The organism is Mesorhizobium sp. M0217, from assembly GCF_040321955.1.
GTDB lineage: Bacteria > Pseudomonadota > Alphaproteobacteria > Rhizobiales > Rhizobiaceae > Mesorhizobium.
Genome location: NZ_JAMYSN010000015.1, coordinates 20812 through 34797 on the forward strand (window position 1 = coordinate 20812; position 13986 = coordinate 34797).

17 protein-coding genes are annotated in these 13986 nt (G+C 64.2%); 9 read left to right on the forward strand and 8 right to left on the reverse strand.

Annotated features, from left to right (window positions below; translation table 11 throughout):
• Nucleotides 1–168: 168 nt before the first annotated feature.
• Together zapE and NKJ18_RS21790 are read right to left on the reverse strand one after the other, a co-directional pair.
• Complete coding sequence (gene zapE, locus NKJ18_RS21785) at nucleotides 169–1353, reverse strand: cell division protein ZapE (RefSeq protein WP_027050498.1); 1185 nt, start codon at nucleotides 1351–1353, stop codon at nucleotides 169–171.
• 30 nt (nucleotides 1354–1383) lie between these two features.
• A complete protein-coding gene (locus NKJ18_RS21790; protein ID WP_023687689.1) occupies nucleotides 1384–1923 on the reverse strand; it encodes a protease inhibitor Inh/omp19 family protein in 540 nt (179 codons plus the stop codon).
• Between the two features lie 373 nt (nucleotides 1924–2296).
• Between NKJ18_RS21790 and NKJ18_RS21795 the strand changes: the two genes are divergently transcribed.
• The 8 genes from NKJ18_RS21795 to NKJ18_RS21830 all read left to right on the forward strand — a co-directional run bounded on the left by NKJ18_RS21795 (nucleotide 2297) and on the right by NKJ18_RS21830 (nucleotide 9483).
• Nucleotides 2297–2920, forward strand: coding sequence for a hypothetical protein (locus NKJ18_RS21795; protein ID WP_245263098.1), 624 nt, complete (start codon nucleotides 2297–2299; stop codon nucleotides 2918–2920).
• Between the two features lie 98 nt (nucleotides 2921–3018).
• A complete protein-coding gene (locus NKJ18_RS21800) occupies nucleotides 3019–3180 on the forward strand; it encodes a DUF1328 family protein (RefSeq protein WP_023683859.1) in 162 nt (53 codons plus the stop codon).
• Nucleotides 3181–3253: 73 nt separating this feature from the next.
• The gene (gene dapF, locus NKJ18_RS21805; RefSeq protein WP_023687687.1) at nucleotides 3254–4138 is read left to right on the forward strand and encodes a diaminopimelate epimerase; all 885 of its coding nucleotides are present in this window, start codon (nucleotides 3254–3256) and stop codon (nucleotides 4136–4138) included.
• Nucleotides 4138–5466 carry a tRNA (N(6)-L-threonylcarbamoyladenosine(37)-C(2))-methylthiotransferase MtaB gene (gene mtaB, locus NKJ18_RS21810; protein WP_352759615.1) on the forward strand — a complete coding sequence of 443 codons (1329 nt, stop codon included), beginning with the start codon at nucleotides 4138–4140 and terminating at the stop codon, nucleotides 5464–5466. The genes dapF and mtaB overlap by 1 nt, the downstream gene beginning before the upstream one ends.
• 3 nt (nucleotides 5467–5469) lie before the next feature.
• The gene (gene ftsY / locus NKJ18_RS21815; RefSeq protein WP_352759618.1) at nucleotides 5470–7461 is read left to right on the forward strand and encodes a signal recognition particle-docking protein FtsY; all 1992 of its coding nucleotides are present in this window, start codon (nucleotides 5470–5472) and stop codon (nucleotides 7459–7461) included.
• Between the two features lie 61 nt (nucleotides 7462–7522).
• Nucleotides 7523–8194, forward strand: coding sequence for a septation protein A (locus NKJ18_RS21820; RefSeq protein WP_023710236.1), 672 nt, complete (start codon nucleotides 7523–7525; stop codon nucleotides 8192–8194).
• A gap of 60 nt (nucleotides 8195–8254) precedes the next feature.
• Entirely contained in the window at nucleotides 8255–8875 is a 621-nt protein-coding gene (locus NKJ18_RS21825; protein ID WP_023683854.1) for a pyridoxamine 5'-phosphate oxidase family protein, read from the forward strand.
• Nucleotides 8876–8934: 59 nt separating this feature from the next.
• Nucleotides 8935–9483 (forward strand): NADPH-dependent FMN reductase, encoded by a 549-nt coding sequence (locus NKJ18_RS21830; protein WP_023683853.1) that lies wholly within the window; start codon nucleotides 8935–8937, stop codon nucleotides 9481–9483.
• Nucleotides 9484–9566: 83 nt separating this feature from the next.
• Here NKJ18_RS21830 and NKJ18_RS21835 read toward each other — a convergent pair whose 3' ends face one another.
• Together NKJ18_RS21835 and NKJ18_RS21840 are read right to left on the reverse strand one after the other, a co-directional pair.
• The gene (locus NKJ18_RS21835) at nucleotides 9567–9773 is read right to left on the reverse strand and encodes a tautomerase family protein (RefSeq protein ID WP_352759620.1); all 207 of its coding nucleotides are present in this window, start codon (nucleotides 9771–9773) and stop codon (nucleotides 9567–9569) included.
• A 164-nt stretch (nucleotides 9774–9937) separates the two neighbouring features.
• Complete coding sequence (locus NKJ18_RS21840) at nucleotides 9938–10858, reverse strand: SMP-30/gluconolactonase/LRE family protein (protein WP_023671738.1); 921 nt, start codon at nucleotides 10856–10858, stop codon at nucleotides 9938–9940.
• Between the two features lie 286 nt (nucleotides 10859–11144).
• Here NKJ18_RS21840 and NKJ18_RS21845 point away from each other — a divergent pair, with 286 nt between their 5' ends.
• On the forward strand, nucleotides 11145–11312 hold the full coding sequence (locus NKJ18_RS21845) for a hypothetical protein (RefSeq protein WP_023687680.1): 168 nt from the start codon (nucleotides 11145–11147) through the stop codon (nucleotides 11310–11312).
• Between the two features lie 186 nt (nucleotides 11313–11498).
• Here NKJ18_RS21845 and NKJ18_RS21850 read toward each other — a convergent pair whose 3' ends face one another.
• The 4 genes from NKJ18_RS21850 to ccmA all read right to left on the reverse strand — a co-directional run bounded on the left by NKJ18_RS21850 (nucleotide 11499) and on the right by ccmA (nucleotide 13895).
• Nucleotides 11499–12080 carry a DsbE family thiol:disulfide interchange protein gene (locus NKJ18_RS21850; RefSeq protein WP_352759622.1) on the reverse strand — a complete coding sequence of 194 codons (582 nt, stop codon included), beginning with the start codon at nucleotides 12078–12080 and terminating at the stop codon, nucleotides 11499–11501.
• Nucleotides 12077–12268 (reverse strand): heme exporter protein CcmD, encoded by a 192-nt coding sequence (ccmD, locus tag NKJ18_RS21855; RefSeq protein WP_352759624.1) that lies wholly within the window; start codon nucleotides 12266–12268, stop codon nucleotides 12077–12079. Before ccmD ends, NKJ18_RS21850 begins: the two co-directional genes overlap by 4 nt.
• Before the next feature lie 123 nt (nucleotides 12269–12391).
• Entirely contained in the window at nucleotides 12392–13057 is a 666-nt protein-coding gene (gene ccmB, locus NKJ18_RS21860) for a heme exporter protein CcmB (RefSeq protein ID WP_352759625.1), read from the reverse strand.
• A 229-nt stretch (nucleotides 13058–13286) separates the two neighbouring features.
• The gene (gene ccmA, locus NKJ18_RS21865) at nucleotides 13287–13895 is read right to left on the reverse strand and encodes a heme ABC exporter ATP-binding protein CcmA (RefSeq protein ID WP_352759626.1); all 609 of its coding nucleotides are present in this window, start codon (nucleotides 13893–13895) and stop codon (nucleotides 13287–13289) included.
• Between the last annotated feature and the right edge of the window lie 91 nt (nucleotides 13896–13986).

Below are 13986 nucleotides of genomic sequence, written 5' to 3' on the forward strand. Positions count from 1 at the left end.
CTCCCCCACGAGGGGGGAGATCGGACGTCACGCGACCTTTCGCCAATCTCCAATGGCCGCATGAATGAGCGGAGCGCCGAAACCGCCAATCTCCCCCCGTGTGGGGGAGATGTCCGGCAGGACAGAGGGGGGCGCGAAGGATCACTACATAATGACCTCTTGGAACCCTCAGACCTGCGCTTCCGCGTTGTCCTTCTGCCGTTCCGCCCAGTCCTCCAGCCAGTCGCGGCTTTGCATCTCGATCAGCCGCGAGGCGGTGCGTTCGAATTCGAACACCTCGACGCCGCGCCTGGCCGTGTAAAGCTCAGGCGGGGGAGCCTCAGCGCTCACCACCAGCCGCGTGTGATGATCGTAGAGCGTGTCGATCAACAGGATGAAGCGCTTGGCCTCGTTGCGCTTGCCTTCGCCCAGCACCGGCACGTGATCGATGAAGACGGTCGAGAAGCGGCCGGCAATGGCCAGGAAATCGCGTGCGCCGAGCGGCTTTTCGCAGAGGTCGGCGAAGGAAAACCGCGCTGCATCCCCGGCGGCAGCCGGTATCCTCACTTGCCGCCCCTTGAGCGTCAGCGAGGTCTCGGCCGTCAGCGCTCCACGCGTCATCGCCTGCCAGGCCTCGTCGAGCACACGGTCGGCTTCGGCATCCGCCGGGGTGACATAAACCGGCGTGCGGGCGAGCTTTTCCAGCCTGTAGTCCTTGTCGGCATCAAGCGTCAGCACATGGGCGTGGCGCTCGAGAATGCTGATGAAGGGCAGGAAAAGCTGGCGGTTCAGCCCGTCGCGATAAAGGTCCTGCGGCGCGACATTCGAGGTGGCGACCAGAACCACGCCATTGGCGAACAGCGCCGAAAACAGCCGCGACAGGACCATCGCATCGGCAATGTCGGTGACCGAAAACTCATCGAAGCACAGCACCCAGGCCTGTTCGGCAAGCTGAAGCGCGACCGGCGGGATCGGGTCGTCCTCCTTGACGTCGCCGTTCTTGCGCGCCTGCCGGTGCTTCTGGATGCGGTCCTGCACATCGGCCATGAAGTCGTTGAAATGAACGCGGCGCTTGCGCCTGACCGGCAACAACTCGAAGAACATATCCATCAGCATGGTCTTGCCGCGACCGACGCCGCCATGAATGTAGAGGCCCTTGACGACCTCGCGCGTCTCGCGCTTGCGGGCAAACAGCCAGCCGAGCGCGCTCGACTTGTGCGCCAGCCGCTTGACCGAGATCTCGTCGGTCAGCCGGTCGAGCGCGGCGGCAATGCGCTCCTGCGCCGCATCGCGCTCGATGGCGCCGGTTGCGACCAGATGGTTGTAGCGCTGCCTGACGGTCGCATGGGTCTGGAGGCCGTCACGCAGATGCATCGGTCACGTCGCTGTCTAGGGATAGGCAGCCTATCTTGTAAGCGATATCGGCAAGCCGTTGGTAGTCTGGCCGTCGAATTTCGAACCGCCCGAGGAATAGAGCCGCGCCAGCGTGCCGCCATTCTCGTCATAGAGCGTCAGCTGCTTGCCGGCGACGTTCCACGATTTGATGCCGTCGATGGGCGGCGGGCAATGCAGCGGCCCGGCGCGGAAGCCGGCGCCGAATTTGGTCTGCGGCGTCGCCACCTTGCAGCTCTGTCCGGACACGCTGGCGTTCCAAACGCCGGCAACGCTCGCAGCGGTAAGGTCGGAGGCTCCGGCCGGCGCCGATCCGTCCGGCGGCAGCGAGGCGACCTGCGCGCCTGCCGGCGCGGTCGGGAATTGCGATGGGTCGGTGGTGCCCGGCGCTGCCGGGGGCGGCAGTTGGCTTCCGCTCACCGTGCCGGCGGGCGCGGGCTGCAGCGGGGCGGGCTGCTGGTCATCCATCGATGAAAAACGCGAGGTCGAACAGCCGCTCGCAACGAGCGCTGCCAGCGATACGGCCATCAGCCCGCTTCTCGAAAAAATCATTCCAACCTCCGTCGGATCCGGCTGGGGGGAAGCCGTCCGCACAATCTCACCCCTCACCAAGATGGAGAAGGTGGCGAAATTTCAACCCGATATGGTTAAAATAGGGTTTGCACCACGAATTGTTGTAAATTTGTCGCAAAATGGCTGGCGGACAAAAGGCATGTCTTCGCTCTAGCGCGGTTCCAACCGGTACATTGGTTGCGAAAGCGGCACCGGAGCCCGCGGCAGGTCGGCGCATCGGCGGTCGAGCGCAAATGCCGGCGCAAAACTGACTGAAGCGCTTGAGGCGCAAGGCCTGGGTGAGCGGTTTCGCGCCTTCCGTCCGGGCGAGCTTTGGGACGTTCCCGAGATCGAGCGCGGCTGAAGTCTGCATTTGGCCGTTTACGGCACTGCCGTTTTAGCCGATGGTCTATCGCAACAGGGGGAACAGATGAAATCAATCTTGGCAGTTTTGATCGCGCTGGTAATTTCGACGCCGGCCGCTTTCGCGGGTGAAATCACCGATCGCGCCGCTGAAGCCGAAAAGGCACTGCAGGCGGGTGATGGTGCCGGCGCGCTGGACAAATTCCGCAGCGCCGAGGACGCTCTGTGGCAAGCGATGCCGCTTGGCGTGCAAAATGTGAAGCACATCATGTCGGCCAGCGGGTTCGGGGCCTACGCCGAGCGCCCGAACCATGTCTACAAGCCGGGCGAAGAGATTGTGCTTTATATGGAGCCGGTCGGTTACGGCTACGGCTCGGATGGGCTCGGCAACAACCAGATCGCGCTTTACGTTGACCTTACCGTGCTTTCCCAGTCGGGCGAGAAGCTGGGAACCGTCGAAAAGCTTGGCCGGGTCCAGCTCGCCTCGCGCTCGCATAACCGAGAGATGTTCTTCAAATTAAACGTCTCCCTGGATGGCGTTCCCCCCGGCAAATACCGCGCGGATTTCCTCATGCACGACGAGAACTCGCAAAAGACGGCGCCTTTCACGACCGACTTCGAGATTGCCGAATAGCGCGCCCAGTCGGAAAGAGCCTCGCGGCAACGGAACCAGAGCGCCGCAGATGCGTTCTTAAGCCGGCTGCAGGCCAGTCAATTTGCGAGGCATTGTCCATGATCAAATGGATCATCATTCTTCTCATCGTTGCTGCCGCCGCCAGCCTGCTCGGCATGCCGGCGCTGGCCGGTGCCGCCGCCACCGGCGCGCGCGTGCTGATCGGCATCGTTCTCGTCATCTTCCTGCTGATCGTGCTCGGCGTTTTCGCGGTAACCTAAACGCAGCCCACACTGGTAATTCCCGCCCGTTTCCGCCATATAGCGGCGAAACGTACAGGAATTACCTCAGATCATGGCAGGCACTGCCCCCTTCGCCAAGATGAACGGCATCGGCAACGAAATCATCGTCGCCGACATGCGTGGCCGTGCCGATAGGGTCACGGCGGCGTCGGCTGTCGCGCTGAACGCCGATGCGGCGACTAGGTTCGACCAGATCATGGCGATCCACGATTCGCGCACGCCGGGCACCGCGTTTTACATCGACATTTTGAATTCCGACGGCTCGGGCGCGCAGGCCTGCGGCAACGGCATGCGCTGTGTCGTCCAGGCGCTGGCCGCCGAAACCGGCCAGAAGACTTTCACCTTCGAGACCCGCGCCGGCATCCTCAACGCCGTCGAACATGCCGACGGCACCATCTCGGTCGACATGGGCACTCCGCGCTTTGGCTGGCAGGACATTCCGCTGGCCGAGGAATTCCGCGACACCCGCATGATCGAGTTGCAGATCGGCCCCATCGACGCGCCGGTGCTGCATTCGCCTTCGGCTCTCTCGATGGGCAACCCTCACGCTATCTTCTGGGTCGACAACGATGTCTGGTCCTACGAACTCGAGCGTTTCGGCCCGCTGCTCGAAAACCATCCGATCTTCCCCGAGCGCGCCAACATCACCATCGCCCAGGTAACGTCGCCGGAGACGATGATCATCCGCACTTGGGAGCGCGGCGCCGGCCTGACCAGGGCTTGCGGCTCGGCCGCTTGCGCTTCCGTCGTCGCCGCTGCCCGCACCCGGCGCACCGGCCGCAGCGTTACGCTGATGACGCCCGGCGGCGGCTCGCTGCATGTGGAATGGCGCGACGACGACCACGTCATCCTGACCGGCGCTGCCGAATGGGAGTTTTCCGGCAATTTCGATCCGTCGACCGGCACCTGGGCCCGCGACACCGAAAGCGCGGCCTGATGTCTGCGCTTGCCGATACCAAGGGCCCCAACTCCCAAGGCATAGGCGTCGTCACCTTTGGCTGCCGTCTCAACACCTATGAATCCGAAGTGATGCGCCGCGAGGCCGAAAGCGCAGGTCTCGGCGCGCTCAAAGGCGGCGCCATTATCTTCAACACCTGCGCCGTCACCGCCGAAGCGGTGCGCCAGGCCAGGCAGTCGATCAGAAAGGCCCGCCGCGAAAATCCGGCGGCGCGCATCATCGTCACCGGCTGCGCCGCGCAAACCGAACCGCAGAATTTTGCCGCCATGGACGAGGTCGACCTCGTGCTTGGCAACGAAGAGAAGCTGAAGGCCAACTCCTACCGCGCGCTGCCGGATTTCGGCGTCAACGACAGCGAGAAGGCGCGCGTCAACGACATTTTCTCGGTGCGCGAGACCGCCGGCCACATGGTCGACGCCATTGACGGCCGGGCACGTGCTTTCGTCCAGGTGCAGAACGGCTGCGACCATCGCTGCACCTTCTGCATCATCCCCTATGGCCGCGGCAACTCACGCTCGGTGCCGATGGGCGCGGTTGTCGAGCAGGTCAAGCGTCTCGTCGGCAACGGCTACGCCGAGATCGTGCTGACCGGCGTCGACATGACCTCTTTCGGCGCCGACCTGCCGGGCGCGCCGAAGCTGGGAAAGCTGGTGAAGACCATCCTGAAGCAGGTGCCTGATGTGAGGCGGCTGCGGCTGTCCTCCATCGATTCGATCGAGGCCGACGACGATCTGCTGGACGCCATCGCCACCGAGCCCAGGCTGATGCCGCATCTGCATCTGTCGCTGCAATCAGGTGACGACATGATCCTGAAGCGCATGAAGCGCAGGCATTTGCGCGACCAGTCGATCCGCTTCTGCGAGGATGTGCGCAAATTGCGCCCGGCAATCGTCTTCGGCGCCGACATCATCGCCGGCTTCCCGACCGAGACCGAGGAAATGTTTCAGAATTCGATAAAGATCGTCGAGGAATGTGGGCTGACGCACCTGCATGTCTTCCCGTTTTCGCCGCGCGAAGGCACGCCCGCCGCGCGCATGCCGCAGGTCCGCCGCGAATTGGTCAAGCAGCGCGCGGCCCAGCTGCGCGCCGCTGGTGAGGCTGCGTATCGCCGCCATCTGTCGTCGCTTCCCGGAACGCGCCAAACGATCCTTATCGAGCGCGACGGCGTCGGCCGCACCGAAGGGTTCACGCTTGCCGGGCTCGGCACAGGCGCGCCGGGCGAGATCGTCGAGGCAGACATCACCGGCCATGACGGCGTGCGCCTGATAGCGGCCCCGCTCACTGCCCGCGCCGCCTGCGACGATTGAAGCATGGCCGGTTTTTTCAAGAACATATTTTCGTTCGGCAAGAAGGAAGTCGTCGAGGAGCGCATCCACGAAACCGCTCCCCTGCCGCCGATCAAATGGGATGCGCTTGAGGCGCTGAAGCCGGCGGCCGAGCAGGTCGTTCCGGAGTTCTTGAAGCGCGAGGAGCCCGAGCCGCCGACGCCCCACCCTCCCCTCGATGGGGAGGGTCGCCACGAAGTGGCGGGGAGGGGTGAGAGCGCCGACGCCGACGCCACTCACCCCCACCCCCAAGCTTCGCTTGGGGCCTCCCCCATCGAGGGGGAGGTAAAGCCTGCGCCGCAGTCGGCGCCAGAAGAACCGAAGCCCGAACCCACGCCGACCATCCCGCCCGCGCCGGAACCGGTCGTCCCATCCGAGCCGGAACCGTTGCCGGAGCCCGCGCCGGTAGAAGAACCGCAGCCTGAGCCGGAGATACCCGAGCCGCCTGCACCGGAAGAAGTTCCTGCGCCGCCAGCCGTTCCGGAGCCGGCTCCCGAGCCGCAGCCCCAAGAAGTGCCGCCGGCGCCGGCCGAGCCGGAGATCGAACCATCGCGTCCGGAACCGCAGCTGGAGCCCGCTCCCGTCGAAGTGCCGACGCCTGCCGAGACTCCCGCAGAACCGGCCGCCCCGATCGAAGTGCCGCAACCGTCCGCGCCTCCCGCACAGCCTACCTCAGAGGTCAGCGCCGCCCCTCATCCGCCTGCCGGCACCTTCTCCCCGTATAGCCACGGGGAGAAGGACGAGGCGACCCACCCTCCCCTCGATGGGGAGGGTCGACGCGAAGCGGCGCGGTGGGGTGACAGCGCTGACGCCAGCGCAAATCACCCCCACCCCCAAGCTTCGCTTGGGACCTCCCCCATCGAGGGGGAGGTAAAGCGCACTCCGGTCGAAGCCACACCCGCGCCGGTCGAAGTCCGGGCTGCCACGGCGGGGGTTGCGCCCATGCCTGAACCGGGTTTTCCGCCGACACCACAGCCGACACCGTCAGTCGGCAAAGTCACCGTCACCAGAAAGGTCGAGCAGAAAGCCGAGCCGCAAAAGGCGCCCGAACCGGCGCCGCGACGCTCCTGGTTCCAGCGCATGCGCGACGGGCTTGCCCGCTCCTCGAAAGAACTCACCGGCAACATCGCCGGCGTCTTCACCAAGCGCAAGCTCGACGAGGAGACGCTGCAGGATCTGGAGGACGTGCTGATCCGTGCCGATCTGGGCATGGAAACAGCCTTGCGCGTCACCGATGCCCTCGCTGCCAGCCGCTACGGCAAGGATGTCTCCGACGCGGATGTCCGCACCATCATGGCGGCCGAGGTGGAGAAGGTGCTGGCCCATGTCGCCATGCCGCTGGAGCTCGACCTGTCGCACAAGCCGCATGTCATTCTGGTGGTCGGCGTCAACGGCACCGGCAAGACCACGACCATCGGCAAGCTCGCCGCCAAACTGACCGATGGTGGCCTGTCGGTGATGCTGGCCGCCGGCGATACCTTTCGCGCTGCAGCCATCGAGCAGCTGAAGATCTGGGGCGAGAGGACGAAGTCTCCGGTCATCGCCTCGAAGATCGGCGCGGATGCCGCCGGCCTTGCCTACGACGCTTTCGAACGCGCCAAGGAGGCCGGCTCCGACGTACTGATCATCGACACCGCCGGCCGGCTGCAAAACAAGACCGAACTGATGGCGGAGCTGGAAAAGATCGTGCGCGTGCTGGGCAAGCTCGATCCGGAAGCGCCGCATACCGTGCTGCAGACGGTCGACGCCACCACCGGCCAGAATGCGCTCAATCAGGTCGAGATCTTCCGCAATGTCGCCGGCGTCAACGGCCTGGTGATGACCAAGCTGGACGGCACGGCGCGCGGCGGTATTCTGGTCGCGATCGCGGCAAAGCACAAACTGCCGGTCTACTTCATCGGCGTCGGCGAACAGGTCGACGACCTCGAACCATTCTCGGCCGGCGAATTCGCCAGGGCGATCGCCGGCGTAGCGTAACAGGCAATGATCCCGAAGAGCTGACGGCTTTTTGGACAAGATCATGCGTCAGAAGGAAGTCATGAACCCACCCATCCTCGAACGCGACCCGTCCGACCCGCGAAAGAAGAAAGAAAGCGTCAATCCGCTGCTCAAGCTGGTGCTGGAACTCGGGCCGCTGATGGTGTTCTTCTTCGCCAATGCACGCGGCGCCTGGCTGGTGCAGAAATTTCCTGTCCTGGCCGAATTCGGCGGGCCGATCTTCGTCGCCACCGGCCTTTTCATGGCGGCGACGGCGGTCGCGCTGATCGCCTCCTGGCTGCTGCTGCGCACCTTGCCGATCATGCCGATGGTCTCGGGCGTCGTCGTCTTCATCTTCGGCGCGCTGACGCTCTATCTGCAGGACGACGTGTTCATCAAGATGAAGCCGACCATCGTCAACACCCTGTTCGGCGGCGTGCTGCTCGGCGGTCTGTATTTCGGCCGATCGCTGCTCGGCTATGTCTTCGATTCGGCCTTTCGCCTCGATGCCGAAGGCTGGCGCAAGCTGACTTTCCGCTGGGGCCTGTTCTTCCTGTTCCTGGCTCTTGCCAATGAAGTGGTGTGGCGGAATTTTTCCACCGACTTCTGGGTTACCTTCAAGGTCTGGGGCATCATGCCGATCACCCTGTTGTTCACCTTCAGCCAGATGCCGCTGATCCTGCACCATTCGATCGAGGATAAGGCCGAGAAGGTGGAAGAAGCCGGCAAGTAGAGCAATTCCAGGAAAAGTGTGAAGCCGTCCGGAATTGCGTCAGAATAAACGGAGACGGCCATGGAATTCGTCACCACGCGCGATGAACTGAGGACGATCTACAAGACCCCGCGGCCGACCGACACCTCGATGCGCAAGGAACTCAGGGCGCTCGACGGCCACTGCCGCTCTTTCATCGGCAAGAGCCCTTTCGTGCTGATCGGTTCTTCCGACGGCGCCGGCAATGCCGACGTGACGCCGAAAGGCGACAGACCGGGCTTTGCCCTTGTCCTCGACGACAGGACCATCGCCATTCCCGACCGGCCCGGCAACAACCGGCTGGACACGCTGGAAAACATCCTGCTCAACCCTTCGGTCGGGCTGCTTTTTCTCATCCCCGGCATGAACGAGACGCTGCGCATCAATGGCGACGCCCGCATAACCGTCGATGCCGGTTTGCGCGAGCGCCTCACCGTCGACGGCAAGCAACCGCAAAGCGTCGTCGTGGTGAGCGTCAAGGCCGCTTACATGCACTGCGCCAAGGCCTTCATGCGCTCCGAATTGTGGAAGCCGGACAGCTGGCACGACCGCGCGACGTTGCCGACGCTCGGTCAGATCCTGTCCGATCAGATGGCGCATGCCGAAACTGCCGACGATTTCGACCGCTCGCTGGACGAAGCCTACAGCAAGACCCTGTGGTAGATTTCGGGTACGATTCGCCATTGCGGTCCTTTGCCGGTTTGCCCTAGCCCTGTTTCCCCGTGATCGAACTCCTCGCCATCTCCGGCAGCCTGCGCGCCGCCTCGACCAATTCGGCGCTGCTGGCGGCGCTGTCCGCGAACGCGCCTTCGGATTGCCGCGTAACTGTCTATGACGGGCTCGGCCTGCTGCCGATCTTCAACCCGGATGACGAAGGCGAGCGCACACCGGCCGAGGCCATGCGGCTGATCGAGGCCGTCACCAGCGCCGATGGCATCATCGTCTCCTGCCCCGAATATGCCCATGGCGTGCCCGGCGGCATGAAAAACGCTCTCGACTGGCTGGTCTCGCGCGACGCCGCAGTCGGCAAGCCCGCCATGCTGGCCCACGCCTCCGCGCGCTCGCTCTATGCCCGCGCCGCGCTGGCCGAGATCATGCGCACCATGTCGTTCGCGCTTTGTGAGAATGCGGTTCTGGAGATTGCCTTGCTCGGCAAGAAACCGCCGGAGATAGAAGCGATCCTGGGAGAGGACGAGAACCTGCGGGCCATGCGCGAAGCGGTGCAGGTTTTCGCGAGTTTTATACGCGCAAACGTTGCCTCGTCATCCTAGGGCGGAGCAAGGAGCGAAGCGACGCGGCGCAGACCCTAGGATGACGAACGAAAGGGTGCGGCGCACCCCAACGTGCCGCTGTGCTACCCCTTCCGCAACGTCTCGACATCGGTCACACCGACATACCAGTCGCGCGCGTTGACCTCTTCGAACACCACCCAGACGTCGTCATTGCTAAGCCCGGTGGCGTCCATGATCGCCGCCGTGACCTTTTTGGCAATGTCGGCCTTCTTGCCAGCGGGATCAGCGGCGATCACTTCCTTGACGATGAGGATGTTGACGAATGGCATGACGTCCTCCCCTTGAATTGTGTCTGATACCGCCGCCGCTGGGCGGCTTCGAAATCCGCTCCGGCGAACCGCTTGGCGGTGGTTCCGCGGCCGCAGCGCTACAGGCGCCGCCGGCAGGCGCAGAAACGCCATCAAGGGCCGCCAGAGAAGCGTTTCCAGCAGCCTCAATACGTCTTCGCCCCGTTCACCATCAGCCGCACCATGTAGAGCGACGTGGTGCCGGCGATGTAGAGGCAGTTCAGCTTGTTGCCGCCGAACACGCAATTGGCGGTCACTTCCGGCACCTTGACCTTGCCGATCAGCGTGCCGTCGGGATCGTAGCAATGGATGCCGTCGGCGGCACTGGTCCAGATGCGGCCGGCCTCGTCGAGCCGGAAGCCGTCGAACAGGCCGGCCGTGCAGTCGGCGAACACCTTGCCGCCCGAGACCTTCTTGCCGTGCTTGCCGACGTTGAAGACCCGCATATGCGCGGGGTTCTGCGCGCCATGCGTGCGGCCGGTGTCGACGACATAGAGCTGGCTTTCATCCAGTGAAAAGGCAAGCCCGTTCGGCCGGACCATGTCGGTGATGACGGCCTCGACCTCGCCCGTATCCGGATCGACCCGGTAGACATTGCAAGCGCCGATCTCGCTTTCGGCCTTGTCGCCCTCATAGTCGGTGTCGATGCCGTAGCTCGGATCGGTGAACCAGATCGAGCCGTCGGATTTCACGACCGCGTCATTGGGCGAATTCAGCCGCTTGCCTTTCCATTCGGCCGCGATGGTGGTGACGGAACCGTCATGCTCGGTGCGGCTGACGCGGCGGCCGGAATGCTCGCACGTCACCAGTCGGCCCTGGCGGTCGACGGTGTTGCCGTTGGAATTGCCGGAGGGCTGACGGAAGACGCTCACATTGCCGTCGGTCTCGTCATAGCGCAGCATGCGGTTGTTGGGGATGTCGGACCAGACGACATAGCGGCCGGCGGCGAACCAGGCCGGCCCTTCCGCCCACTGACATCCGGTAAACAGCTTTTCCACCTGGGCGTTGCCGTTGAACAGCCGCGCGAAACGCGGATCCAGAATTTCGTAATAGTCTGCGGTCGCCATGCATTTCCTCCGGGCATCACGTGACGCGCGGATCAAGCCAGCCTGCGGGCGCGATGGCAAGGTGGCGCAGGCGCAATTTGTAAGACAAAAGGTGCCCGGCCGGCATGGCCCGCCAGCCTGTCCGGCCGTTTATGGTGCTGTAGCGCTGTATTAACCCGCTATGCGCCCTGTGCAATGGTGCATTGCAACATCTTCTTTTTGCATCGCACCATTCCTATGTCATGGTGCGAACGACCAAGGGAGGAACAAATTCACCGCTGATATGCGGCACGAAAGGACCCTTGCTATGGCTTTTGACAACCTCTTCTCCCGCGCGCGCTCCTCGATGGCCAAGCGCCGCCACTACAACCGCCTCGTCGCGGAAATCGAAAACCTGACGAGCCGCGATCTGGCCGACCTGCGCGCCGACCGCTCGGAAATGCTCTACCAGGTCCACAGGCAGATCTACGGCTGAGCATTTCAAACGTCAGCGGGGCACCGCCCCCTCACCCGGATTGCCAAACCGAATTGCATGAGCAATTCGGGCAATTCGACCTCTCCCCCCGGGGAGAGGAGCTAGCCTGTGCCGATGCTTCCCTCTTCTCCCCCACGGGGAGGAGGGGGCCGCGTAGCGGCCCGATGAGGGGGCATGGCGCCAACGTCAGCCCGGTGCCGCGAGCGCCTTTTCAATCTGCGGCAACAGAACATCCCTCGCCGACTCCCCTGTCAGCGGCCCGACATGCTTGTAGGCAATCTTGCCGTCCTTGCCGATGACGAAGGTTTCCGGCACGCCGTAGACGCCCCAGTCGATGGCCGTGCGGCCGGCCTCGTCGACACCTATCGCCTGGAACGGATTGCCGAGATCACCAAGGAACCGGCGCGCGTTTTGCGCTTGGTCCTTGTAGTTTAGCGCGGCCATGACGAAGCGCTTGTCCTGCGACAGCGCCAGGAGCACCGGATGCTCTTCCCGGCACGGCGCGCACCACGATGCAAAGACGTTGACCAACGTTACCTTGCCGGCGAAGGCTTTTGAATCCAGCCCGGGCAGGTTTGATCCTTCCAGCGCCGGCAGGTTGGTCTGCGGCGCCGGCAGGCCGATCAGCGCCGACGGCACTGCCGCCTCGTCGCGTCCCGACAAAAGCTGCGACAGGAACAATCCGGCGAGGCCGAGAAAAACCAGCAGCGGCAACAGCACGATCAGGCGGCGGTGCGGCGACGCCGGCGTTTCGCTTTCCGTGCTCATGGCTTGCTGGCCCCAGTGCTGGCCCCAGTACCGGCTTTGTCCGAGCGACGCCGCACGCCGGCCGCTTCTAGTTCCGCCAGTTCGCGCTTGCGGGTCCGCTGGTCGAGCAGGATCCAGCCGATCAGCCCGGCCAGCACGATCGCCGTGATGCCATAGGCGGCCGCGACATAGAGTGCGTGTGCACTCATGCGCTTCGCTCCCCTTCCACCGTCGCTTCGTCGTGCTCGATCATGGCCTTCCCATGGCTTTGCGGCTTTCTTAGCTTTGCGGCTGGGGCTTCGCAATTGATCCGTCGCGCCGCAGCGGTCATATCAGTCCGTTCCATGCCGCAGCGCCAGTGCTGCCGCCACCGGACCCAGCACGGCAAGAAACAGCGTCAGCGCGGCAAGAATGAGGAAGGGCTGCAGGAACGGATCAGGGTCGGCCACCGCGCCGTAGCTCGCCGACACCCCGAAGATCAGCACCGGGATGGTCAGCGGCAGCACCAGCACCGAGATCAGCAGCCCGCCGCGCGGCAGCGCCGCCGCCACCGCCGCACCGACCGCGCCGATGAAAGTGATGGCCGGCGTGCCGACCAGCAGCGTCAGCGCCGTGGCGCCGATGCTGAGCGGCTCCATGTTCATGAACAGACCGAGCAGAGGAGCGGCGACCACCAGCGGCAGAACGCTGCCCATCCAGTGCGCCAGGCACTTCACCAGCACCGTCAGCGCCAGCATGTGGCGGTCATTGCCCAGCACCAGAAGATCGAGCGAACCGTCTTCGCGATCGGCCTGAAACAGCCGGTCGAGGCCGAGCAGGCAGGCGAGCAGAGCGCCGATCCAAAGGATCGCCGGACCGATGCGGGCGAGCAGCTTCAGGTCCGGTCCGACACCGAAGGGGATGGTGGCGATGACGGCGAGGAAGAAGATGACGCCGGTGAGCGCCCCGCCCCCGGCACGGATTGAGAGACGGACGTCGCGCAGGAAGAGGGCTAGCATTGGCGAGCCGCGCCTGCGGTTTGATCGCCATCTTGCCGAAGGTGGCGTTCCTTCACACCCCCCTCTGTCCTCCCGGACATCTCCCCCGCAAGGGGGGAGATTGGCAGTTCCGTTGCTGACGCCTCTTTTTCAATGCCGGTGATTGGCGAAAGCCGGCATGACATCTGATCTCCCCCCCTGCGGGGGAGATGCCCGGTAGGGCAGAGGGGGGTGGGCGGGAATGCCGACATCACCCTGTTGCTCCCATCCTCAATTCCTTCGCCCCATCCAATCCCAGTGGCAAATGCGTCGCCGCGACAATAATCCCGCCCTCCGCGCAATGCCTCGTCATCAGCCCCGCAAACCGCGCCTCCGAGGCCTTGTCCAGCCCAGCCGTCGGCTCATCCAGCAGCCACAGCGGCTTATGACTGACCAGCAATTTCGCAATCGCCGCCCGCCGCCTTTGCCCGGTCGACAAATATCCGAAAGGCAGATGGCCGATGCCGCCGAGACCAACCGTCTCCAGCGCCTCCCCCACACCCGACTGCCCATCGCCGTTGAAATCGCGCCAGAAGCGCAGATTCTCCGCCACGCTGAGCGCCGCCTTCATTGCATTGAGGTGGCCGAGATAGTGGACCGCCGAAGCGATCGTCGGAAACGTCTCGCCGCCGCCCTCGATGCGCACGTCGCCTTGCGCCTTCGGCAGCAGCCCGGCGATGACCCTGAGCAGCGTCGATTTGCCCGAACCGTTCGGCCCGGTGACGACCAGCACCTGGCCCTTGTCGAGCGCAAAACCGATGCCGGAAAAGACCGTCTCGCCGCCGCGTTCGCCGCCCAGATTTTCGGCAATCAGCCGCATGCCTGCCCGTCCCGAAAACTTTACCGCGCGATAGCTGCCGCATCGCACAAATTTGCTCCGCAACTGTCTAGAACTATTCCAGAAAATTCTC